Source organism: Pseudomonas sp. (assembly GCF_030684895.1).
Classification (GTDB): domain Bacteria; phylum Pseudomonadota; class Gammaproteobacteria; order Pseudomonadales; family Pseudomonadaceae; genus Aquipseudomonas.
In genome coordinates this window covers 31,710-53,422 of the sequence record NZ_JAUXXP010000072.1, presented here as the reverse complement: position 1 = coordinate 53,422, position 21,713 = coordinate 31,710, and the positions used below count along the sequence as shown (strand labels likewise).

The 21,713-nt window shown below is 60.7% G+C and carries 20 protein-coding genes and 1 tRNA gene; 10 read left to right on the top strand and 11 right to left on the bottom strand.

The window, feature by feature from the left end:
- Positions 1-76 (top strand) — tRNA-Gly (locus Q8M42_RS16310).
- 126 nt (positions 77-202) lie between these two features.
- Here the strand turns inward: Q8M42_RS16310 and Q8M42_RS16305 are convergent.
- Both Q8M42_RS16305 and Q8M42_RS16300 read right to left on the bottom strand, forming a co-directional pair.
- Positions 203-613: a PA2817 family protein gene (locus Q8M42_RS16305; RefSeq protein WP_305284839.1), complete on the bottom strand. Its 411-nt coding sequence runs from the start codon at positions 611-613 to the stop codon at positions 203-205.
- A 66-nt stretch (positions 614-679) separates the two neighbouring features.
- Positions 680-3,127 (bottom strand): acyl-CoA dehydrogenase, encoded by a 2,448-nt coding sequence (locus tag Q8M42_RS16300; RefSeq protein WP_304868693.1) that lies wholly within the window; start codon positions 3,125-3,127, stop codon positions 680-682.
- Positions 3,128-3,292: 165 nt separating this feature from the next.
- On the opposite strand from Q8M42_RS16300, the gene Q8M42_RS16295 reads away from it, so the two are divergent.
- The 5 genes from Q8M42_RS16295 (at position 3,293) to Q8M42_RS16275 (ending at position 10,072) form a co-directional block, all read left to right on the top strand.
- Complete coding sequence (locus Q8M42_RS16295) at positions 3,293-3,952, top strand: transglutaminase family protein (protein ID WP_304868691.1); 660 nt, start codon at positions 3,293-3,295, stop codon at positions 3,950-3,952.
- Between the two features lie 209 nt (positions 3,953-4,161).
- Positions 4,162-5,094, top strand: a complete 933-nt coding sequence (locus Q8M42_RS16290; protein ID WP_275961486.1) for an ABC transporter ATP-binding protein — start codon at positions 4,162-4,164, stop codon at positions 5,092-5,094.
- A gap of 11 nt (positions 5,095-5,105) precedes the next feature.
- Positions 5,106-5,885, top strand: a complete 780-nt coding sequence (locus Q8M42_RS16285; protein ID WP_304869121.1) for an ABC transporter permease — start codon at positions 5,106-5,108, stop codon at positions 5,883-5,885.
- Positions 5,886-5,975: 90 nt separating this feature from the next.
- A complete protein-coding gene (locus tag Q8M42_RS16280) occupies positions 5,976-7,007 on the top strand; it encodes an efflux RND transporter periplasmic adaptor subunit (RefSeq protein WP_304868688.1) in 1,032 nt (343 codons plus the stop codon).
- Positions 7,004-10,072, top strand: a complete 3,069-nt coding sequence (locus Q8M42_RS16275; protein ID WP_304868686.1) for an efflux RND transporter permease subunit — start codon at positions 7,004-7,006, stop codon at positions 10,070-10,072. Before Q8M42_RS16280 ends, Q8M42_RS16275 begins: the two co-directional genes overlap by 4 nt.
- Positions 10,073-10,229: 157 nt before the next feature.
- On the opposite strand, the gene Q8M42_RS16270 is transcribed toward Q8M42_RS16275, so the two are convergent.
- Positions 10,230-11,237 (bottom strand): NADP-dependent oxidoreductase, encoded by a 1,008-nt coding sequence (locus Q8M42_RS16270; RefSeq protein WP_304868684.1) that lies wholly within the window; start codon positions 11,235-11,237, stop codon positions 10,230-10,232.
- Positions 11,238-11,461: 224 nt separating this feature from the next.
- Between Q8M42_RS16270 and Q8M42_RS16265 the strand changes: the two genes are divergently transcribed.
- Positions 11,462-12,223: an SDR family oxidoreductase gene (locus Q8M42_RS16265; RefSeq protein WP_304868682.1), complete on the top strand. Its 762-nt coding sequence runs from the start codon at positions 11,462-11,464 to the stop codon at positions 12,221-12,223.
- Between the two features lie 146 nt (positions 12,224-12,369).
- On the top strand, positions 12,370-13,254 hold the full coding sequence (locus Q8M42_RS16260; RefSeq protein ID WP_304868680.1) for a bile acid:sodium symporter family protein: 885 nt from the start codon (positions 12,370-12,372) through the stop codon (positions 13,252-13,254).
- Between the two features lie 132 nt (positions 13,255-13,386).
- On the opposite strand, the gene cysB is transcribed toward Q8M42_RS16260, so the two are convergent.
- From cysB to Q8M42_RS16235, 5 genes are all read right to left on the bottom strand, one after another.
- Positions 13,387-14,361 carry an HTH-type transcriptional regulator CysB gene (cysB, locus tag Q8M42_RS16255; RefSeq protein ID WP_160014598.1) on the bottom strand — a complete coding sequence of 325 codons (975 nt, stop codon included), beginning with the start codon at positions 14,359-14,361 and terminating at the stop codon, positions 13,387-13,389.
- A 112-nt stretch (positions 14,362-14,473) separates the two neighbouring features.
- A complete protein-coding gene (locus tag Q8M42_RS16250) occupies positions 14,474-14,974 on the bottom strand; it encodes a universal stress protein (protein WP_304868678.1) in 501 nt (166 codons plus the stop codon).
- A gap of 155 nt (positions 14,975-15,129) precedes the next feature.
- Complete coding sequence (locus Q8M42_RS16245) at positions 15,130-16,035, bottom strand: 5'-nucleotidase (protein WP_304868676.1); 906 nt, start codon at positions 16,033-16,035, stop codon at positions 15,130-15,132.
- Between the two features lie 9 nt (positions 16,036-16,044).
- Positions 16,045-16,992, bottom strand: coding sequence for a putative 2-dehydropantoate 2-reductase (locus Q8M42_RS16240; RefSeq protein WP_304868674.1), 948 nt, complete (start codon positions 16,990-16,992; stop codon positions 16,045-16,047).
- Complete coding sequence (locus Q8M42_RS16235) at positions 16,992-17,318, bottom strand: thioredoxin (RefSeq protein ID WP_304869120.1); 327 nt, start codon at positions 17,316-17,318, stop codon at positions 16,992-16,994. The genes Q8M42_RS16240 and Q8M42_RS16235 overlap by 1 nt, the downstream gene beginning before the upstream one ends.
- 58 nt (positions 17,319-17,376) lie before the next feature.
- On the opposite strand from Q8M42_RS16235, the gene Q8M42_RS16230 reads away from it, so the two are divergent.
- Together Q8M42_RS16230 and Q8M42_RS16225 are read left to right on the top strand one after the other, a co-directional pair.
- Complete coding sequence (locus Q8M42_RS16230; protein WP_275961496.1) at positions 17,377-17,796, top strand: PilZ domain-containing protein; 420 nt, start codon at positions 17,377-17,379, stop codon at positions 17,794-17,796.
- Between the two features lie 169 nt (positions 17,797-17,965).
- Positions 17,966-19,042, top strand: a complete 1,077-nt coding sequence (locus tag Q8M42_RS16225; RefSeq protein WP_167141038.1) for a 3-deoxy-7-phosphoheptulonate synthase — start codon at positions 17,966-17,968, stop codon at positions 19,040-19,042.
- 184 nt (positions 19,043-19,226) lie between these two features.
- Here Q8M42_RS16225 and Q8M42_RS16220 read toward each other — a convergent pair whose 3' ends face one another.
- The 3 genes from Q8M42_RS16220 to Q8M42_RS16210 form a co-directional block, all read right to left on the bottom strand.
- Positions 19,227-20,423, bottom strand: coding sequence for a benzoate/H(+) symporter BenE family transporter (locus Q8M42_RS16220; protein WP_304868671.1), 1,197 nt, complete (start codon positions 20,421-20,423; stop codon positions 19,227-19,229).
- The gene (locus Q8M42_RS16215; RefSeq protein WP_304868669.1) at positions 20,423-21,034 is read right to left on the bottom strand and encodes a LysE family translocator; all 612 of its coding nucleotides are present in this window, start codon (positions 21,032-21,034) and stop codon (positions 20,423-20,425) included. Before Q8M42_RS16215 ends, Q8M42_RS16220 begins: the two co-directional genes overlap by 1 nt.
- Positions 21,035-21,266: 232 nt before the next feature.
- Positions 21,267-21,698, bottom strand: a complete 432-nt coding sequence (locus tag Q8M42_RS16210; protein ID WP_304868668.1) for a MarR family winged helix-turn-helix transcriptional regulator — start codon at positions 21,696-21,698, stop codon at positions 21,267-21,269.
- Between the last annotated feature and the right edge of the window lie 15 nt (positions 21,699-21,713).

Below are 21,713 nucleotides of genomic sequence, written 5' to 3'. Positions count from 1 at the left end.
GCGGGAATAGCTCAGTTGGTAGAGCACGACCTTGCCAAGGTCGGGGTCGCGAGTTCGAGTCTCGTTTCCCGCTCCATTTTCTTTCGGTAGAAAGCATCAAAAACGCCGCTCACTGAGCGGCGTTTTTGTTTCTGCTGTTTTTAGTGGCTACAAAAAAAGCCCGCCGGTTATGCCGTGCGGGCTTTTTGCTTCTGGTTGCGGCTTAGTGCCTACCGCCCTGGGCAGGCATCGCTAGCAGCTGTTTTTCCTGGTTCCAGTCGAAGGGTTCGTCGTTTTCTTCGGCGTAAAAGCGACGTTCTTCGAGGGTCTGGTACATCTCGATTTCTTCGTCGGGCATGAAATGCAGGCAGTAGCCGCCGAAGAACCACAGCAGGTCGCGTGGTACTAGGTGGGCGATTTGCGGGTAGCGCTGGAAGATCTGGCTGATCAGGTCCTGGCCCAGGTAGAGGCTGGCTTCCGGATCGCTCGGCAGGTCGCTGAGCAATTCGTCGTAGCGCTCCAGATACATGGCGTGGCTGTCATCGAGAATCTGCTCGGCTTCGCCCAGGGCGACCAGGATGGTGCGCAGGTGCTGCAGCAGGGCGAGGTGATGGTCGATGTGGGTGTTGGCCATGGGGCAATCCTGTAGGTAAAACGGGCGCGCAAGTATAAGGCTCGCGTCGCCCGCTGTCCTGTCGGTTTAGCGGACTTTACCCGCACCCAAGGTCAGCTCTTCCTTGGCGAAGTCATCGACATCAATGACTACCCGGCGCGCGGCTTCGGCCTGATGCAGGCTGTGCGCCTCATCTGCGCTGAGTACGCCGGCAGCCAGCGCAGCATCGATCAGGCTTTGTCCTGGCAGTTCCTCTACCTGGCCGGCTTTGATGGCCTTGTGCAGTTTTTTCTGCAGGCCTTGTACGTCCTGCAGCAGGTTCATCGCATATTGCAGGGCGCCCACCGGGTCCTGTTCGGCTTGTGGGCGGTAGCAGCCTTCGAGCAGCTCCTCCAGCGCCGGATCGCCGCTGTTACGCCCGATAATGCCGGCCACTTCGGCGTCCAGTTCATCGCTTGGGCCTTTATGTCGGCGGCCCAGCGGCAATACCAGCAAGCGCAGGGCGCAGCCGAGCAGTTTGCTGGGGAAGTTGCTGAGCAGCTCTTCTAGCGCCTGTTCGGCCTTGCCCAGGCTTTCTTCCACGGCCCAGCGCAGCATGGGCTGCGAATGCTCGGGATAACCGAGGTCGTGGTAGCGCTTGAGCGCCGCCGAGGCCAGGTACAGGTGGCTGAGTACATCACCGAGGCGCGCGGACAGGCGTTCGCGGCGTTTCAGTTCGCCGCCGAGCAGCATCATGCTGGTGTCGGCGAGCAGGGCGAAGGACGCTGCCAGGCGGTTGAGCGCGCGGAAATAAGGGCGGCTGATACGGTCGCCGGGCACCTGGCTGAAAACGCCAAAGCCGAGGCTGAGCAGCAGGCTGCTGGCGGCGTTGCTCACGGCAAAGCCGATATGTTGCAGCAGCAGTTCGTCGAACTCCTGCAGCGCCTGGTCCTGGTCTTCGCGGCTGGCCAGGGCCATTTCCTTGAGTACGTAGGGGTGGCAGCGAATCGCGCCCTGCCCAAAGATCATCAGGTTGCGCGAGAGGATATTGGCCCCCTCCACGGTGATAAAGATCGGCGCACCTTGCCAGGAGCGCGCCAGGTAGTTGTTCGGGCCCATGACGATGCCCTTGCCGCCGTGCACGTCCATGGCGTGGCTGATGCACTCGCGGCCGCGTTCGGTCAGGTGGTATTTGAGGATGGCCGAGAGCACCGAAGGCTTCTCGCCCAGATCCACCGCATTGGCCGTGAGGATGCGCGCGCTGTCCATCAGCCAGGCGTTGCCGCCGATACGAGCGAGGGCTTCCTGAATGCCCTCGAAGGCCGACAGCGGCACGTTGAACTGTTCGCGCACCTGGCTGTACTGGCCGGTGGTCAGGCTGGTGAACTTGGCCGCGCCCGTGCCGACTGCCGGCAGTGAGATGGAGCGGCCCACGGACAGGCAGTTCATCAGCATCATCCAGCCTTTGCCGAGCATTTCCTGGCCGCCGATCAGGTACTCCAGCGGGATAAACACATCCTTGCCGGAGTTCGGGCCGTTCATAAAGGCGGCGCCGAGGGGCAGGTGGCGACGGCCGATTTCGACGCCGGGCGTGTCGGTGGGCACCAGGGCTAGGCTGATACCGAGGTCTTCCTCTTCGCCCAGCAGGTGCTCGGGGTCATAGGCCTTGAAGGCCAGGCCGAGCAGGGTGGCGACCGGGCCGAGGGTGATGTAGCGCTTTTCCCAGTTCAGGCGCAGACCGATAACTTCCTCGCCCTGCCACTGGCCTTTGCAGATGATTCCGGTGTCCGGCATGGCGCCGGCGTCGGAGCCGGCCAGGGGGCCGGTGAGGGCGAAGCAGGGGATGTCTTCACCGCGCGCCAGGCGCGGCAGGTAATGGTCACGTTGGGCGTCGGTGCCGTAGTGCAGCAGCAGTTCGGCCGGGCCCAGGGAGTTGGGCACCATCACGGTGGAGGCCAGGTCGCCGGAGCGGGTGGCCAGCTTCATTGCCACCTGGGAGTGGGCGTAGGCGGAAAAGCCCTTGCCGCCGTATTGCTTGGGGATGATCAGGGCGAAGAAACCATGGCTCTTGATATGTGCCCAGGCCTCGGCAGGCAGGTCCATCTGCTGGCCAATCTGCCAGTCGCTGACCATGGCGCAGAGTGCTTCGGTTGGGCCGTCGATAAACGCCTGTTCTTCCTCGGTGAGCTGCGCCTTGGGGTAGGCGAGCAGGGTGTCCCAGTCCGGGCGGCCGCTGAACAACTCGCCATCCCACCACACTGTGCCGGCTTCGATGGCATCGCGTTCGGTGGCCGACATCGGCGGCAGCACGCGCTTGAACCAGGCAAACAGCGGTGCAGTGAACAGACTACGGCGTTGTTGCGGCAGCAGCAGAGGCAAGGCCACTGCTAGCAGTAGCAACCAGAACAGGCCCATCAGCCAGACCGGTGCATGGCTGAACACGCCCATTAGAATCAAAAAACCGGCCACTATGCCCAGGGCGGGCAGGGGCGCGGTGCGGCGGTGAGCGAGAAAGGCCGTGCCAAGCAGCAGGGCGAGTAACCAGAGAGCGAGCATGCAGAATCCTCCATGATGACAATGCGTTTGTACGCACCATCACGAGCGTAGTCGTCATTGATGGCGACAAGAGCGGTGAGCTTGGCCGAATCGTCGTGACATTGGCCGGACTCGCATCGCTAGACTGGTTTCTCAGTCATTGGCTTTCAATCATGAGAAACCCTGATGCGTGAATACCTCGAGCCCGGCCGCTTCATCGATAGTGACCACCCAGCGCTGGTGGAGTTCGCAGAAAAGTTTCGCGGCACCAGTCGCGATCCGCGCAAACAGGCCGTCAGCCTGTACTACGCGGTGCGTGATGAAATTCGCTACAACCCCTATGTATTCAGCCGCGACGCCGACACCTTGAAAGCCAGTCACGCATTGCAGGCAGGGGAAAGTTACTGCGTGCCCAAGGCCACTTTGCTCGCCGCCTGCGCCCGCCATTGCGGCATCCCCGCGCGTATCGGCCTGGCCGATGTGCGCAACCATTTGGCCACTCCACGGCTGCTGGAGATGCTGCGCAGTGAAGTATTCGCCATGCACGGCTACACCGAGTTGTACCTTGAGGGCCGCTGGGTCAAGGCCACGCCGGCGTTCAACCTGGCGCTGTGCCGGGTATTCAAGGTGGCGCCACTGGAGTTCGATGGCCTGAGCGACAGCGTATTTCACCCGTTCAACCAACAGGGCGAGCGTTATATGGAATACCTACACGACCACGGCCAATTTGCCGACGTGCCGGAGCAGCTGTTCTTCGGCCATCTGGCCGCTTGCTACCCGCATCTGTTTACCGAGGAGGCGCTACCGATCAGTGGCGACTTCGCCGCCGAGGTCGTGCCCGGCTGATGTATCGACAGGGCTGATAAGCACCATCGGAAACTGCCGGGTTTAATCTGCGCCTGGCGCTGGTAGGCTGCTGCCCAGCCGTGGGGGCGGCAGTTTTGCGCAAAGATACTGTGGTGGTGAGGTTCCAGGCGCTAGACTTGGGCCACTTCGCGCTGCGTGGCGCAGCCCCTCTCGAATTTCTTTTTATCTGATCAGGTGTGCGCATTTTTATGAGTACTGCTCTGTCCATTCGCCAGTTGACCAAGACCTATGGCAACGGCTTCCAGGCGCTGCACGGCATCGACCTGGACGTGGCTGAAGGCGATTTCTTCGCCTTGCTCGGCCCCAACGGTGCCGGTAAATCCACCACCATCGGCATTCTTTCCACCCTGGTAACCAAAAGCAGCGGCACAGTAAATGTGTTCGGTCACGACCTGGACAAGCAACCCTCGGCGCTTAAACGCTGCCTGGGTGTGGTGCCGCAGGAGTTCAACTTCAACCAGTTCGAGAAGGCTTTCGACATTGTCGTAACCCAGGCCGGCTACTACGGTATCCCGGCGAAAATCGCCAAGGAGCGCGCCGAGCAGTACCTCAATCAGCTCGGCTTGTGGGGCAAGCATAATGTGCCATCGCGCGAGCTGTCCGGTGGGATGAAACGCCGCCTGATGATCGCTCGTGCCTTGGTGCATCAGCCGCGTCTGCTGATTCTCGATGAGCCGACCGCTGGGGTCGATATCGAACTGCGCCGCTCGATGTGGAGCTTTCTCACCGAGCTGAACGAGCAGGGCATCACCATTATCCTGACCACCCACTACCTGGAAGAGGCCGAACAGCTGTGCCGCAACATCGGCATCATCGACCACGGGCGGATTGTCGAGAACACCAGCATGAAGGACCTGCTGAAGAAGCTGCATGTAGAGACCTTCCTGCTCGACCTCAAAGAGTCGCTGCTGGTTGCGCCACAACTGATCGGCTACCCGGCGCAGTTGCTCGACGGACATACCCTGGAAGTGCAGGTGGACAAGGCCCAGGGCATTACCGAACTGTTCCGTCAACTGGCTCTACAGAATGTCGAGGTGCTCAGCTTGCGCAATAAAACCAACCGCCTGGAGGAGCTGTTCGTCTCCCTGGTCGAGAAGAATCTGGCGAAGGTGGCGGTATGAGCACGGCGTATCTGAACTCCGAATTCACCGCCAACATTGTGGCGCTGCGCACCATCGTTTACCGCGAGATCCGCCGCTTTACCCGCATCTGGCCGCAGACCCTGCTACCGCCGGCGATCACCATGGTTCTGTACTTCGTGATCTTCGGCAACCTGATTGGTAGCCAGATCGGCGACATGGGTGGCTTCACCTATATGGAGTACATCGTGCCGGGGCTGATCATGATGTCGGTGATCACCAACTCCTACGGCAACGTGGTGTCGAGCTTCTTCGGCAGCAAGTTCCAGCGCTCTATCGAGGAGCTGATGGTCTCGCCGGTTTCGCCGCATATCATCCTCACCGGCTATGTGGTCGGCGGCGTGCTGCGCGGCTTGGCGGTGGGTTTTATCGTGACCTTGCTGTCGCTGTTCTTCACCCACCTGCAGGTGCATCACCTCGGCGTGACCGTGCTGGTGGTGCTGTTGACCGCGACCATCTTCTCCCTGGGCGGTTTTATCAACGCCGTGTTCGCGCGCAACTTCGATGACATTTCGATCATCCCGACCTTCGTGCTGACGCCTTTGACCTACCTGGGCGGGGTGTTCTATTCGATCACCTTGCTGCCGCAGTTCTGGCAGACGGTGTCCCTGGCCAACCCGGTGCTGCATATGGTCAACGCCTTCCGTTATGGCATTCTCGGCGTTTCCGATATCCGCATCGGTGTGGCCATCGGCTTTATGCTGGTCGCCACCGCCGTGCTGTATGGCGTGTGCATTCGTTTGCTGGTCAGTGGCCGGGGGATGCGTCAGTAGCCGATAACCAACATCGGGAAACATTTTTAACGGCTGATCTGCGCGGCTCGGCCGTTAGACTCAGCCTCTACAAAGAATTAGGGGTTGTATATGTTTGCCCGGCCACCCGCTCTGCTCGGTACAGTTGTGCTGTTGTGTTCGCTTTTCAGTGTGCAAGGGCAGGCCAATGAAGGGCCGCTGGTCGAGGTGGTCAAGGCTGAGCGAAGCCTGGTGCGCGACGAGCTGGTGACCTTTGGTTCGCTACGCCCTGACGAGTCGGTGATGATCCGCCCGGAAATCGCCGGGCGAGTGGCGCAGTTGCATTTTCGTGAAGGTCAGCGCGTCGAAGCGGGTGCGCTGCTGGTCAGTCTGGATGATTCGATCAGCCGCGCCGAGCTGGCCCAGGCGCGGGCCAACCTGAACCTGGCGGAAAAAAACTTCGAGCGCGCGCAGATGCTGTTCAAGCGCGGTGCCAGTAACGCCCAAGCCCTGGATGAGGCCAGTGCCCAGCAGCAGGCCTCGCGGGCCAGTCTGGCGCTGTCGCAAGCACGGCTGGACAAGACGCGCATCCTCGCGCCCTACGATGGGGTGTTGGGTTTGCGGGTGGTCAGTCCCGGCGATTACCTCAGCGAAGGGCAGGACATCGTCAACCTGGAAGTGCTCGATCCGCTCAAGGTGGATTTCCGCATTCCGCAAAAAGCCGTCAGCCAGATTCGTCTCAAGCAGGTGATCGAAATCAGCCTGGATGCCTATCCGGGCGAGCGCTTCACCGGTGAGATATTCGCCATCAACCCGCGTCTCGACGAAGCCGGGCGCAGCCAGGCGATTCGTGCACACATCAGCAACAGCGATGGCCGCCTGAGCCCTGGGCAGTTCGTGCGGGTCTCGGTGATTCTCGCCGAGCGGCCGAATGCCCTGGTGATTCCGGAAGAAGCCATCATGCCGGTGGGCGACAAGCTGCTGGTTAACCTGGTGGTCGATGGCAAGGTCGAGTTGCGTGAGGTCAAACTGGGTAAACGCCTGGCTGGCAAAGTTGAAGTGCTGGAAGGCCTGCAGGGTGATGAAACCCTGATCAGCGCCGGTTGGCAGAAGGTCCGTGCCGGCGCGTCGGTACGCACCAAGGTGGTGGAGCAAGCGCCATGACCCTGTCGGATATCTGCATCCGTCGGCCGGTATTTGCCACCGTACTGTCGTTGATTGTGGTGCTGCTTGGCTTGATGGCCTATGACCGTCTGGCCGTGCGCGAGTACCCGAATATCGATGTGCCGATTGTCACGGTCAACGTCACCTATCCGGGCGCCAGCCCGGAGATCATGGAGTCCCAGGTCGCCCAACCGATCGAGGATGTGCTTTCGGGCATCGACGGTCTGGATTTCGTCAGCTCCATCAGCCGCTCGGAAAACACCCAGATCACCGCGCAGTTTCGCCTGGGCAGCAACTCCGATGAAGCCGCCAACGATGTACGCGACCGTCTGGGCCGTGTGCGTGGCCTGCTGCCGGATGAAGTCGCCGAGCCCATTGTGCAGAAGGTCGAGGCCGACGCCCAGCCGGTGATCTGGATCGCCTTCTACAGCGAGCGCTACAGCGCCATGGAGATCACCGATGTGCTGGAGCGGGTGATCAAGGATCGCCTGCAGACCATCCCCGGCGTCTCCGAAGTGCAGATTCGCGGCGCGCGCACCTTTGCCATGCGCATCTGGCTGGACCCGGAGAAACTCGCCGCGCACAACCTCACCGTGCAGGACGTGGAAGACGCCCTGCGCCGGCAGAATGTCGAGATCCCCGCCGGGCGTATCGAATCGCAGCAGCGCGAATTTACCGTGCTCTCGGAAACCGACATGAATACCCCGGAGCAGTTCAACCAACTGATTCTGGATGACTCGCGCGGCTACCTATTGCGCCTTGCCGATGTCGGCTATGCCGAAATCGGCGCCAAGGACGAACGCAGCATCGTCCGTTACAAGGGTAAACCTGCGGTATCGATGGGCATGATCAAGCAGGCCACGGCCAACCCGCTGGACATCTCCGATGGCCTGGCTGAGGCGATGCCGGATATCCGCTCGCTGTTGCCGGAAGGCATGGAAATGGCGGTGGCCAACGACAACTCGCAGTTTATCCGCGAGTCGATCAACAACGTCTTCGTCACCATCTGGGAAGCGGTGGGGCTGGTCATCCTGATCATCTTTATCTTCCTGCGTTCGCTACGCGCCACCATTATTCCGCTGGTAACCATTCCGGTATCACTGATCGGCGCATTTGCCTTGATGTCGTTGATGGGCTTCACCATCAATACCCTGACGCTGTTGGCCATGGTGCTGGCCATCGGCCTGGTGGTGGACGATGCCATCGTTATGCTGGAAAACATTCATCGGCATATCGAGGAGGGCATGCAGCCGCTGCAGGCGGCGCTCAAAGGCAGTCGCGAGATTGCCTTTGCGGTGATCGCCATGACCCTGACCCTGGCTGCGGTTTTCGCGCCTATCGGCTTTATGCAGGGCACCACCGGCAAGCTGTTTACCGAATTCGCCTGGACCCTGGCCGGCGCGGTGCTGGTGTCCGGTTTTGTCGCCCTGACCCTGACGCCAATGATGTGCGCGCTGCTGCTCAAGCCGCATCAGGTCGGCGAGCGGCATAACCGCCTGTATAACCTGATCGAAGATTTTCTCAACGGCCTGACCTACAGCTACAAACATCTGCTGGCCAGGGCGCTGAGTGCCTGGGTGCTGGTGGTGGGTGTGCTGGTGCTGACCATCGTGGCCTGCGTGCTGCTGTTTGCAGGGCTCAAATCGGAGCTGGCGCCCACCGAAGACACCGGCACTATTATCGGTGTGTTCAATGGCCCGGATGGCGCCACCATCGGCTACACCGGGCGTTATGCCCGCGAGATCGAAGCCGCTTACGCCAGCATCGCCGAGACCAACCGCTATATGGTGATTGCCGGTTTCCCGACTGTGGCCCAGGGCATTTCCTTTATGAAGCTGGAAGACTGGGCCGAGCGTTCGCGCAGCCAGTTTGAGATTCGCAACGAGCTGCTACCCAAGTTGCAGGATATTGCCGGGGTGCGCGCCTTCCCGGTCAACCGGCCGCCGCTGGGGCAGAGTGCACGTAATCAGCCGGTCAACTTCGTGATTCGCTCGTCGATGGAGTACAGCGAGCTGCAGGTTTATGTCGACGAGTTGCTCAACGCGCTGCGTGATTACCCAGGGCTGGAAAGCCTGGACAGCGACCTCAAACTCAACGCGCCGCAACTCAAGGTGGCGGTCAACCGTGAGCAGGCCGTGGCGGTGGGGACCGATGTGGCGACCATCGGCCGCAGCCTGGAAAGCCTGTTCGGCAGCCGCCAGGTGACGCGCTTCAAGCAGAACGGCGAGCAGTACGACGTGATGGTGCAGTTGCAGGGTGTTGATCGCAGCAACCCGCAGGATCTTGACCGCGTCTATGTGCGCGGCCGCGATGACAGCATGGTGCAGCTGTCCAACCTGATCGAGGTGCGCGAGACCGTGGCGCCGCGCGAGCTTAACCACTTCAACCAGTTGCGTGCGGTGACGGTGAGCGCCAACGTTGGCAGCGGCTACACCCTGGGCGAAGCACTGGCGCATCTGGAAAATACCGCGCGCACGGTGTTCCCGGCCGAAACCCAATACGACTACACCGGCACCTCACGGGACTTCAAAGAGTCCAGCGCCGGTATTGCGCTGATCTTCGCGCTTGCATTGGCGTTTATTTTCCTGGTGCTGGCAGCGCAGTTTGAGAGCTTTACCGACCCGTTGATCATCCTGTTCAGCGTGCCGCTGTCGATGGCTGGGGCTTTGTTGGCGCTGACGTTATTCGGCGGCACCTTGAATATCTACTCGCAGATCGGTCTGGTGACGCTGATCGGCTTGATTACCAAGCACGGCATCCTGATCGTCGAATTCGCCAATGTGCTGTTGCGGCAGGGCCATGAGCTGCGTGGTGCGGTGATTGAGGCGTCGGTGCAGCGCCTACGACCGATTCTGATGACCACTGGGGCGATGGTGCTGGGTTCGCTGCCCTTGGCGATTGCCACTGGGGCAGGGGCGGAAAGCCGTCAGCAGATCGGCATGGTGATTGTCGGCGGCCTGCTGGTCGGCACCTTCTTCACTCTGTTTGTGATCCCGACCCTGTATATGCTGCTGCGCCGCTGGCAGCCGATTAAACAGGACGCGTTAGAGAGTGCTGCGGCGTAGCCCGGATGTAATCCGGGAGCGGTGTGGCAGGCAATAAATCTCCCCGGATTGCATCCGGGCTACAAACTGAGCCTGTGGGAGGGGCCGGGCGGCGTTCCGCTTTAGCCGCGATAGAGTCGCGGCTAAAGCCCCTCCCACCCAAACTGGAATCTGGCGCTTAGTCGACCTTAAGCACCAGCTTGCCCAAGTTTTCGCCACTGAACAGCTTGAGCAGGGTTTCCGGGAAAGTCTGCAGGCCGCTGACGATATCTTCCTTGGATTTCAGCTTGCCGCTGGCCAGCCAGCCGCCCATCTCTGCCGCTGCTTCGGCAAAACGCGGGGCATAGGTCATCACCACCATGCCTTCCATGCGCGCGCTGTTGACCAGCAGGTTGAGGTAGTTGGACGGGCCTTTGACGGCTTGCTTGTTGTTGTACTGGCTGATCGCGCCGCAGATGATCACCCGCGCCTTGAAGGCCAGGCGGGTGAGCACGGCATCGAGAATGTCGCCGCCAACGTTGTCGAAATACACGTCCACGCCTTTTGGGCATTCGCGCTTGAGGCCGGCGATCACGTCTTCGTTCTTGTAGTCGATGGCGCCGTCGAAGCCCAGTTCATCGATCAGGAACTTGCACTTGTCCGCGCCACCGGCAATGCCGACCACACGGCAGCCTTTGAGCTTGGCGATCTGCCCGGCAATGCTGCCGACCGCGCCGGCGGCGCCGGATATCACCACGGTTTCACCGGCTTGCGGCGCGCCGACATCAAGCAGGGCGAAGTAGGCGGTCATGCCGGTCATGCCCAGCGCCGACAGATACAGCGGCAGCGGCGCGCGCTTGGGGTCGACCTTGTAGAAGCCCTTGGGCTCACCGAGGAAATAATCCTGCACGCCGAGCGCGCCGTTTACATGGTCGCCCACGGCAAAGTCCGGGTGCTGCGAGGCGATCACTTCACCCACACCGAGTGCGCGCATCACTTCGCCAATGCCAACCGGCGGAATATAGGACTTGGCATCGTTCATCCAGCCGCGCATGGCCGGGTCCAGCGACAGGTAGGCGTTCTTCACCAGAATTTGCCCGGGGCCGGGTTCACCGACGCTGTTTTCCACATAGCTGAAAGTTTCGCGGCTGGGCAGGCCGACCGGGCGTTGGGCAAGCAGGAACTGACGATTGAGTGGGGCAGTCATGGCAGGTACTCATTGAGCGGAAAGACTGTTGATAGCCCGTAGTGGCGCCATGGGCAAGATTTGCCCATGGGACGAATGGCTGTTAATCCATTCGAGTGATGGGTGCCCTGGGGTGTTAATCACTCATTTGGATGGGGGCATCACCAGCAGTTTGATAGTGCTGCCTTGGAATCATGGAGCTGATTAGACTCGCGGCAGTTTTTAATCCTTGCGAGGACACGCACATGAGCTTTAGCTTTTCCGGCCGGGTTGCCCTGGTCACCGGTGGTGCTGCTGGTATTGGTCGCGCCACGGCACTGGCATTCGCCAACGAAGGCCTGCAGGTGGTGGTGTCTGATGTCGATGTGGCGGGCGGCGAGGCGACAGTTGCGCTGATCCGCGAAGCTGGCGGCGATGCGCTGTTTGTGCGCTGCGACGTGACCCGCGATGCCGAGGTCAAGGTACTGATGGAGCGCACACTGGGTGCCTATGGCCGTCTGGACTATGCCTTCAACAACGCCGGCATCGAGATCGAGAAGGGCAAGCTGGCCGAGGGCAGCGAAAGTGAGTTCGACGCCATCATGGGCGTCAACGTCAAAGGCGTGTGGCTGTGCATGAAGCACCAGATTCCGTTGCTGCTGGCCCAGGGCGGCGGTGCCATCGTCAATACTGCTTCGGTCGCCGGTCTGGGCGCTGCGCCGAAGATGAGCATCTATGCTGCGTCCAAGCACGCGGTGATCGGCCTGACCAAATCGGCGGCCGTCGAATACGCGAAGAAGAAAGTGCGGGTTAACGCGGTGTGCCCGGCGGTGATCGACACCGATATGTTCCGCCGCGCCTATGAAGCCGACCCGAAGAAGGGTGAGTTCGCCGCTGCTATGCATCCGGTCGGGCGTATCGGCAAGGTCGAGGAAATCGCCACCGCAGTGCTGTACTTGTGCTGCGATAACGCGGCGTTCACCACCGGCCAGGCGCTGGCGGTAGATGGTGGCGCCACCGCTATCTGATTTCCTTCAGCGATAAAAAAGCGTCCATCGTGGCGCTTTTTTTATACCTCGCCATTTCTTTCACACGATTGGCCACTAAAGTCACTGCAGTGTTCTACGCCGCTGTTCAAGATCGCCCAGCGCTTTGATCAAGGAGTAAGCAAGCCGTGACAGCTGACCCGTTATTGACCCTGTTCCTGCCTATCGCCCTGGGCATCATCATGCTTGGCCTGGGCTTGTCGCTGACCCTGGCGGATTTTGCCCGGGTGGTGAAGTTTCCCAAGCCGGTGCTGATCGGCTTGAGCTGCCAGCTGTTGCTGCTGCCGCTGGTGTGTTTCTTCCTGGCCAAGGCCTTTGGTCTGGCCCCGGCACTGGCTGTTGGTTTGATGCTGCTGGCCGCCTCGCCGGGCGGCACCACGGCCAACCTGTATAGCCACCTGGCCCATGGTGATGTGGCGCTGAATATCACCCTGACGGCGGTCAATTCGGTGATTGCGGTGCTGACCATGCCGCTGATCGTCAACCTGTCGCTGGCCTACTTTATGGAAGGCGATCAGGCGTTGCCGTTGCAGTTCACCAAGGTGGTGCAGGTGTTTGTCATCGTGCTCGGCCCGGTGGCGATTGGCATCTGGATACGCAGCCGCTTTCCTGGCTTTGCCGCACGTATGGAAAAGCCGGTAAAAATCATCTCCGCGCTGTTTCTGCTGATCATCATCATTCTGGCGGTGGTCAAGGATTGGCAGACTTTTGTCGACTACGCACCGCTGGTCGGCGGTGCGGCGCTGGCGTTCAATTTGATCAGCCTGGCGGTGGGCTACTGGGTGCCGCGCCTGTGCAAGCTGAGCCTGCGCCAGTCGATTGCCATCGGCATGGAAATCGGTATCCACAACGGCACCCTGGCGATTGCCCTGGCATTGAGCCCGATGCTGCTGAATAACGCGACCATGTCGATCCCTGCGGCGATCTACAGCATCATCATGTTCTTTACTGCGGCGGCCTTTGGCTGGTGGGTGAACTTCGCCCATGGCAAAGAATTGAAAGCCACTGAATAGGTATGGCCGAGTATAAAAAATGACCGGGAGTCATTTTAACGTCGCGTAGCGACGGCCCGCAGGGTGGCCGCCATGGATGGTAGGCCATAAAAAAGCCCGTCAATTGGACGGGCTTTTTATTCTGCTGCCGGTTTAGTGCAGCGGCAGTTCAACGCCTTCAAACAGCTCTTCCAACTCGACCTTGCTGTGGCATTGCACGGCTTTGGCCATCATGTCGCGGGTCAGGTGCGGGGCGAACTTCTCGATAAAGTCGCACATAAAACCGCGCAGGAAGGTGCCGCGACGGAAGCCGATCTTGGTCACGCTGGCTTCGAACAGCTCGCCGGCATCCAGCACCACCAGGTCCGGATCGAGTTTTGGATCGACGGCCATCTTGGCCACGATGCCCACGCCCAGACCCAGGCGTACGTAGGTTTTGATCACGTCGGCGTCGGCGGCGGTAAACACCACTTTTGGCGTCAGGCCGCGATGGCTGAAGGCTTCGTCGAGTTTGGAGCGGCCGGTAAAGCCGAACACGTAGGTGACGATGGCGTATTCGGCCAGGGCTTCCAGGGTCAGCTTCGGCAGCTTGGTCAGCGGGTGACCCTGGGGCACCACCACGCAGCGGTTCCAGCGGTAGCAGGGCATCATGATCAGGTCGTTGAACAGCTCCAGACCTTCGGTGGCGATGGCGAAATCCACAGTGCCGTCGGCGGCCATTTCGGCGATCTGCATCGGTGTGCCCTGGTGCATGTGCAGGGCCACGTCCGGGTATTGCTTGATAAAGGCGCTGATCACCGGCGGCAGGGCATAGCGCGCCTGGGTGTGCGTGGTGGCAATCGACAGGGTGCCTTTCTTCTCATTGGAGAATTCCTGGGCGATCTGCTTGATGCTTTCGACCTTGCGCAGGATTTCCCCGGCGGTGTTGATGATGCGCTCGCCTGCCGGGGTGATGCGGGTCAGGTGCTTGCCGCTGCGGGCGAATACTTCAACCCCCAGCTCGTCTTCAAGTAGGCGGATCTGTTTGCTGATGCCGGGCTGCGAGGTGTAAAGGCTTTGCGCCGTGGCAGAAACGTTGAGGTCGTGATGCGCGACTTCCCAGATGTAGCGCAGTTGCTGAAGCTTCATAAAAATCCCTCAAAGCAAAAAGACAGCCGTTCAGGTTACCGGCGTTTTATATAACCATAATGATGATTAGAGCATTAAATCTAGACCAAATATTTAAAAATGTAGCCTTTCTTTAGGGTTCACTGCGGCTGCGATGCTGCAGCATTGGCACCAGATACACCGGTACTTCAGACAACTGCACCAATCGCGACGCGGTGCGCCCCAGCGGAATGTCCATATCCGTGCCGTGGCTGTGGCTTCCTAGGACCAGCAAATCCACGCCGAGTTGCTGCGCTTCATCGAGTATCACCAGCGGCGGGTCACCCTGTACTACGCGCACGGCCTTGATCAGTTCAAGGTCATGCAGGGCCTCGCCGATCTCATCGCGAAAGCCTTCCAGCACCCGTTGCTCGATACTTGCCATTACCGTGCTCAGGCCGTTGGTACGCAGGTCCTTGAGGCGCTCTTCATCCAGGTAGGTTTGCAACACCGACTCGGCAAACAGGCCCATGGGCTCCACCGCGTGCACCACATACAGGCTGGCATTGAAGGAACGAGTCAGTGCTAGTGCATGCTGCAGGATGTAGGGGGCGTATAGGCCTAGATCAGTGGCATAGAGAATCGAGCGAATCATGCGGCCTCCTTGACTGCCTGACGGGCGGGCCTGATCTGAGCTTAGCAGTGCCATCGACAAGTCAAAGAAAGCCGAGGTTTTGAGGACGAATGGTTATATACGCAGGGAGGTAGGGAGCTGAGCGACGAGGGCGGTTGAGCGCCTTCGCGCGGGGACTAGAGTTGTGGTTCGTTGCTGATGCCGTGCGGTACATGACCGGTGGGCACCACTTTGTTGGCTTTTTCGCAGTGGCCGGTCTGGTCGTCGAAGAATACGTCGGCGCCGAAGGTTTCCAGAATCGCGGCTTTTTCCAGGCCGCCGAGGAAGAACGACTCATCCAGGCGGATATTCCACTCGCGCAGTGTGCGAATCACCCGCTCGTGGGCTGGCGCCGAGCGCGCGGTAACCAATGCGGTGCGAATCGGGCACTGCTCTTCGGGAAACTCCTGTTGCAGACGGTGCAGGGCGGCGAGGAACGGTTTGAACGGGCCGCCGCCGAGCAGCTCGCGGGCTGACTGGCGTTCGTGACTCTGGAAGGCTTCCAGGCCGGCCTGTTGATAGACCCGCTCGGATTCATCGGAAAACAGCACGGCGTCGCCGTCGAAGGCAATGCGCAGCTCATTGCTGGCTGCCCGCCGAGCACCGCCGGAGAGAATGGTCGCCGCACCAAAGCCGGCGCGCAGCGCGCTGCGCACATCTTCGGCGTGGGTGGAGAGAAACAGATGACAACCGAATGCGGCCAGATAAGGGTCGGGGCTGCGCCCGCCGACAAAGGCCGCGCGGGAGATGCCCAGGCCGTAGTGCTGGATTGAATTGAACGCGCGCAGACCGGTGTCGGCACTGTTGCGCGAAACCAGAATCACCTCGACCCGCTGCTGCTGGAGGGTCGTGTTAAGCGCCAGGAGTTTTTCCACCAAGGGAAAGGCATCACCAGGCGGGAGGATCTCGTCCTCATGCTCGATCTGGTACTGGCGATAGGCCTCGACGCCTTGGCTTTCATAGATCTGGTGGCTGTCGCGCAGGTCGAACAGCGCCCGCGAGGAGATCGCCAGTACCAGTTTGTCGCCTAATCCCTTGCTCATGGCTGTGTCCTATTGCGCGCGTTGTTCGAGGAACCGCAGGGTCTGATACAGCATCTCGGTGCGCGGCATAGCGCAGCCTGCCTGGGCCGCAGCGGCCAACGGCGCGGCGTAGATGGCATGCAGCTCCAGTGGGCGCTGCAGGGCAAAGTCGTGGTACATGCTCGGCAGGTAATCGGGCATGCGATCAGTGGCCGCCAGCAGCTTGCCGGCAAACCCGGCAGGCAACTGATAGCCACAGGCACCGGCGGCATCCACCACTTCCTGCATGATCGCTTCGATCAGCGTACGGCTGTCGGCGTTGCCCATCAATGCCGTGGTGGCGCTGTTGAGCAGCACGGCCAGGCCGTTGTAGGGCACGTTCCACACCAATTTCTGCCAGCGCGCCTGGTTCAGTTCGGCCATGGCGGTGGAGTCCAGCCCTGCTGCCTGAAACAGCGCGCTGCCTTGTTCGAGGATCTGCTGACGACTCTCGGCATCGTTCGCAGGACCCGAGTGATAGCCCAGGTTGACGCTGCCCAGCGCCTGGTGCTCGACCACCCCCGGTGCGCTGCGATGGGCGCAGATGTAGCAAAGGCCGCCCAGCAGGTGCAGCGAGTCCGGCAGCAGCGGGCGCAGCTCGTCTTCTACGGCCAGGCCGTTCTGCATCAGCACCACCTTGGCGCCGGGGGCGGCGGCCTGGCTGATCAGCGGGGCCAGTTCGGCGTTGCTGGTGGTTTTGGCGCCAATCAGCAACCAATCGCAGGGCGGCATATCGGCAACCGACTGGTACGCCTGCACCGGTTGCAGGTGCAGGTTACCGTGCAGGGCGCTATTGACCTGCAGGCCCTGGCTGGCGACTGCGGCAAATTCGCTGCGCAGCAGAAAGTGCACATCAAAGCCGGCGCGGGCCAGCATCAGGCCATAAAAGCCGCCAATGGCGCCGGAGCCGATAATGCCGATACGGGGAGTTGGGGTCATCAGGGTAAGTCCTCTGCGGGGCGCGACAGCGCAGTGTCCAGCGCCTGAATAAGTGCGGCGGGCTGCAGGCTGCTCTGCAATGCGCCATAAAATTGGCCATCCTGAACCACGAATAACGCGGGTAGATGAAATACCTCATAACGTGTCACTAAACCGCCACTGTTGGCCGCGTCGACCCAGGCCAGGCGCTGTATCGGCAGGGGCAAATTAGGCAGCTCACGCCGCGCCCAACGGCAACTGGCACAACCTATGCTGGTAAATATCAGCAGTGAAGTGCCAGGCAAGTCGAGTAGATGGCGATCTGCATCTAAATCGGTCAGTTCCAGTTCAGTCACTATACTGGCCAGTGTGGTATCAAATTGATGGCATCCGAGGTAGTCATAGATGCGTCACTTTCTGCGTCATCCCAGTGATATGCCGGTTGAATTAGTGCTGCGCAAACAGGCATTTGTACCCAAAGAGCGGCTCAACAATATCAGCCTCGGTGGTGTGGCTTGCAACTCCAACCGCGCTTTTCGCCGTGGTACGGCCATCGAATTGCGTATTCCGCTGTTCGGCGAGCACGCGCGCTATCCGGGCCTGGTGGCCTGGTGCCGCAAGCAGGAGGGCAAATACCTGGTGGGTATCGCCTTTGTCGATGAGGACACGCTGTTTCGCGCGCGTATGGTCGAGCAGGTCTGCCAGATCGAGCATTATCGCCATCAGCGCGAGCAGGAACTGGGCTGCAGCCTGCCGGTCGAGGTGGTCGCGCAGGAGTGGATCAGCCAGCATGCCGCCGAGTTCTCCCGCGCTAGCCTGAATTAGTCGAATCCTCCCATCGGCGCGGCTTAAGCCGCCAAGCCCATTGTCGAGCCAGGCCTATACGCGCTAAGGTTCGGCTTCCCCGCTGTGCTCATATTGCTGTGCTCCGCCACACGGGGATCGCTGGCGGCCGGCACCCGTGACCTGATGACTCTGACTGATGAATAGCACGATGGCTGATTTACCGATTGATGACCTGAACGTTGCCTCCAACGAAACCCTGATAACCCCCGCACAGCTCAAGCGTGAAATTCCGCTGACCGATGCTGCGTTGCGCACGGTTGCCAGTGGTCGTGAGGTAATCCGCAATATTCTCGATGGCAAGGATCATCGCCTGTTCGTGGTGGTCGGGCCGTGCTCGATCCACGATATCAAGGCTGCCCACGAGTATGCCGAGCGCCTCAAGGCGCTGGCTGCCGAGGTATCGGACAGTCTGTATCTGGTTATGCGGGTGTATTTCGAGAAGCCGCGTACCACCGTCGGCTGGAAAGGCCTGATCAACGATCCGTTTATGGATGACTCGTTCAAGATTCAGGATGGCCTGCATATCGGTCGCCAGTTGCTGCGTGACCTGGCTGAAATGGGCCTGCCGACTGCCACCGAAGCCCTCGACCCGATCTCCCCGCAGTACCTGCAGGACCTGATCAGCTGGTCGGCCATCGGCGCGCGCACCACCGAATCGCAAACCCACCGCGAAATGGCTTCTGGCCTGTCCTCGTCCGTGGGCTTCAAGAACGGCACTGATGGCGGCCTGACGGTGGCGATCAACGCCCTGCAGTCGGTCTCCAGCCCACACCGTTTCCTCGGTATCAACCAGGAAGGTGGCGTGTCCATCGTCACCACCAAAGGCAATGCCTACGGCCACGTGGTGCTGCGCGGTGGCAACGGCAAGCCGAACTACGATTCGGTGAGCGTTGCCGTTTGTGAGCAGGAACTGACCAAGGCCGGCATTCGCCCGAACATCATGGTCGATTGCAGCCACGCCAACTCCAACAAAGACCCGGCCTTGCAACCGCTGGTGATGGACAACGTGGCCAACCAGATCCTTGAAGGTAACCAGTCGATCGTCGGCCTGATGGTGGAAAGCCACCTGGGCTGGGGCAACCAGTCGATTCCCAAGGACCTCAGCCAGCTCAAGTACGGCGTGTCCATCACCGATGCCTGCATCGATTGGGAAAGCACCGAGAAAACCCTGCGCGGCATGCACGCCAAGCTCAAGGATGTGCTGCCGAAGCGTCAGCGCGGCTAAGTACAGCGGCTGTAACAAAAACGGGCTTATGCGTTATGCATAAGCCCGTTTTTTATATTTGGGTGCTATGTGGAGTTGCGCAGAGGCTTTGTGGGAGGGGCTTTAGCCGCGATAAAAGCTCGCCGCTGAAGCGCCTCCTACAGAGCAGCCCATAGGATGGGTTGAGCGCAGCGATACCCATCAATCAAGCGTCCCGCTTGCCCCAGTTAAGAATCGCCAGGGTCAGCAAACCGGCAACAATCCCCCAGAACGCCGAGCCCACAGAGAACAGGGTCATGCCTGAGGCGGTCACCAGAAAGGTGATCAGCGCCGCTTCACGCTCTTTCGGCTCGCTCATGGCTTGGGTCAGGCCGCCGATGATCGAGGCAAATAGCGCAAGCGCGGCGATGGACAGAATCAGCGCTTTTGGCAGTGCGGCAAACAGCGCGGCCAGGGTGGCGCCGAAGATGCCGGCGATGCCGTAGAACACCCCACACCAGATGGCGGCGGTGTAGCGTTTTTTCGGGTCTTCGTGGGCTTCCGGGCCGGCGCAGATCGCTGCGCTGATGGCCGCCATATGGATGCCGTGGCTGCCAAATGGCGCCAGCAGCATCGACGTCAGTCCGGTGGTGGTCAGCAACGGGCTGGCCGGCACGTCATAGCCATTGGCGCGCAGCACCGTCATGCCCGGCAGGTTCTGCGAGGCCATGGCGACGATAAACAGCGGGATGCCGATGCTGATGGCCGCGGCCAGGGAGAAGCTCGGTGTGGTCCATTCCGGCACCGCCAGTTGCAGCTCGAAGTGTTCAAAATTGAGCAGGCCGAAGACTCCGGCCAGTACGCTGCCGACAATCAGCGCCGCGAGCACCGCATAGCGCGGCAGCAGGCGTTTGCCCAGCAGATAGGCGAGCAGCATGGCCACCACCAGCACCGGCTGCTGTTCTGCTGCCACGCAGATTTCCAGGCCAATCTTGAACAGCACGCCAGCCAGCAGCGCGGCAGCGATGGAAGCGGGGATGCGGCGCATCAGGCGGTCGAAGGTGCCGGTCAGGCCGATCAGCACAATCAGCGCCGAGGCGAAGATATAGGCGCCAATCGCTTCGCTATAGGGCACGCCAGGCAGGCTGGTGATCAGCAGGGCGGCGCCAGGAGTGGACCAGGCGATCATGATCGGCGCGCGATAACGCAGCGACAGGCCGATGCAGCAGATCGCCATGCCAATCGACAGCGCCCAGATCCACGATGAAATCTGCCCGTTGGTCAGCCCTGCGGCCTGGCCAGCCTGGAACATCAGCACCAGCGAGCTGGTATAGCCGGTGAGCATGGCGATAAACCCGGCGACTACCGCCGAAGTCGAGGTGTCGGCCAGCGGCCGTAGGCGGGTTTGCGGCAGGTCGTGCATCAGAGCAGTCCGGTGTCGGCGAAGATGGGGTACAGCGAGGCTACCAGCAGTAAGGCCATGCCGATATTGAAGATGCGCAGCGCTCTGGCGTTGCTCAGCCAGTTGCGCAGCAGGCTACCGGCGACCGTCCACAGGCCGACGCTGGGGCAATTGACCAGGGCGAACAGCGCGGCGATCAGCAGCACATTGACCACGAAGTTCTCTTGCGGTGTATAGGTGGTGATGGCGCCAATGGCCATGATCCAGGCTTTCGGGTTGACCCATTGGAAGGCCGCCGCTTGCAGAAAACTGAACGGTTTGCCGCTGGCCGTGGCCTGGTTGTCCGGTGCACCGGAATTGGCGATTTTCCAGGCCAGGTACAGCAGGTAGGCCGCGCCCAGATAGCGCAGCACGCTGTAGAGCAGCGGCACGTGCTCGAACAGCTGCCCTAGGCCGAGGCCGACCGACGCCACCAGCAGCATAAAGCCCAGGCTGATGCCGAACATATGCGGCAGGCTGCGGCGCAGGCCGAAGTTCACACCGCTGGCGAGCAGCATCATATTGTTCGGGCCCGGCGTCACCGAGGTAACAAAGGCAAAGGCGATAAAGGCGAGCAGCAATTCGGTGGTCATGGCGCAGCACTCAGGGACAGTGCTGCTCAGCCTAAGGGGCGTGGGGCAGGGCGTCGCGGTACAGCGAGGCGGGTAATGGGCGTAACAGTTTGAACGTGTTTTTGGATAATACCGGCACAGTTTTGCCGGTGCGGCAGTACAGTCCGTAGCCCGGATGCAATCCGGGACCACTCAAGCGGCCTGACATGCGCCCCGGATTGCATCCGGGCTACCCAGGGCTAAGCGTGTGGTTTTAGCGCCCCGCCAGCGCCTGGTTGACCTTGAGCCAGCCCTGCACCGCGTCATCACCCACTTCGCCGAAGGTCCGCTGTAGCAACCGGGCCTGTTCGCGGCGCAGCGCCTGTTCCAGCTTGGCGCCTTCAGGAGTAAAGCCAAGCAGGCGTTTGCGCTTGTCGTCTTCGGCGGTCAGGCTTTGCACCAGATCCATTTCCAGCAACTGGCGCAGCGGAGTATTCAGCGCCTGCTTGCTCACATCCAGATAGCCCAACAGCTCTTTTATGCTCAGGCCGGGGTATTTGGCGATAAAGAACAGAATGCGGTGGTGCACCCGCGACAGCCCGCGACGTGCGAGCATTTCATCGGCTTTGGCGGTGAAGGCCTGGTAGCCGAAGAAGAAGGCTTCCATGGCGGTTTGCTGAGTGATTGTGCTTTTGAGATCCAGCATTAAGGTCAAGCCTAT

What these genes read in the sequence shown, in the direction of transcription:
- Q8M42_RS16305 (WP_305284839.1), bottom strand. Translation starts at nt 613, where the DNA reads ATGGCCAACACCCACATCGACCATCACCTCGCCCTGCTGCAGCACCTG.
- Q8M42_RS16300 (WP_304868693.1), bottom strand. Translation starts at nt 3,127, where the DNA reads ATGCTCGCTCTCTGGTTACTCGCCCTGCTGCTTGGCACGGCCTTTCTC.
- Q8M42_RS16295 (WP_304868691.1), top strand. Translation starts at nt 3,293, where the DNA reads ATGCGTGAATACCTCGAGCCCGGCCGCTTCATCGATAGTGACCACCCA.
- Q8M42_RS16290 (WP_275961486.1), top strand. Translation starts at nt 4,162, where the DNA reads ATGAGTACTGCTCTGTCCATTCGCCAGTTGACCAAGACCTATGGCAAC.
- Q8M42_RS16280 (WP_304868688.1), top strand. Translation starts at nt 5,976, where the DNA reads ATGTTTGCCCGGCCACCCGCTCTGCTCGGTACAGTTGTGCTGTTGTGT.
- Q8M42_RS16275 (WP_304868686.1), top strand. Translation starts at nt 7,004, where the DNA reads ATGACCCTGTCGGATATCTGCATCCGTCGGCCGGTATTTGCCACCGTA.
- Q8M42_RS16270 (WP_304868684.1), bottom strand. Translation starts at nt 11,237, where the DNA reads ATGACTGCCCCACTCAATCGTCAGTTCCTGCTTGCCCAACGCCCGGTC.
- Q8M42_RS16265 (WP_304868682.1), top strand. Translation starts at nt 11,462, where the DNA reads ATGAGCTTTAGCTTTTCCGGCCGGGTTGCCCTGGTCACCGGTGGTGCT.
- cysB (WP_160014598.1), bottom strand. Translation starts at nt 14,361, where the DNA reads ATGAAGCTTCAGCAACTGCGCTACATCTGGGAAGTCGCGCATCACGAC.
- Q8M42_RS16250 (WP_304868678.1), bottom strand. Translation starts at nt 14,974, where the DNA reads ATGATTCGCTCGATTCTCTATGCCACTGATCTAGGCCTATACGCCCCC.
- Q8M42_RS16245 (WP_304868676.1), bottom strand. Translation starts at nt 16,035, where the DNA reads ATGAGCAAGGGATTAGGCGACAAACTGGTACTGGCGATCTCCTCGCGG.
- Q8M42_RS16240 (WP_304868674.1), bottom strand. Translation starts at nt 16,992, where the DNA reads ATGACCCCAACTCCCCGTATCGGCATTATCGGCTCCGGCGCCATTGGC.
- Q8M42_RS16230 (WP_275961496.1), top strand. Translation starts at nt 17,377, where the DNA reads ATGCGTCACTTTCTGCGTCATCCCAGTGATATGCCGGTTGAATTAGTG.
- Q8M42_RS16225 (WP_167141038.1), top strand. Translation starts at nt 17,966, where the DNA reads ATGGCTGATTTACCGATTGATGACCTGAACGTTGCCTCCAACGAAACC.
- Q8M42_RS16220 (WP_304868671.1), bottom strand. Translation starts at nt 20,423, where the DNA reads ATGCACGACCTGCCGCAAACCCGCCTACGGCCGCTGGCCGACACCTCG.
- Q8M42_RS16215 (WP_304868669.1), bottom strand. Translation starts at nt 21,034, where the DNA reads ATGACCACCGAATTGCTGCTCGCCTTTATCGCCTTTGCCTTTGTTACC.
- Q8M42_RS16210 (WP_304868668.1), bottom strand. Translation starts at nt 21,698, where the DNA reads ATGCTGGATCTCAAAAGCACAATCACTCAGCAAACCGCCATGGAAGCC.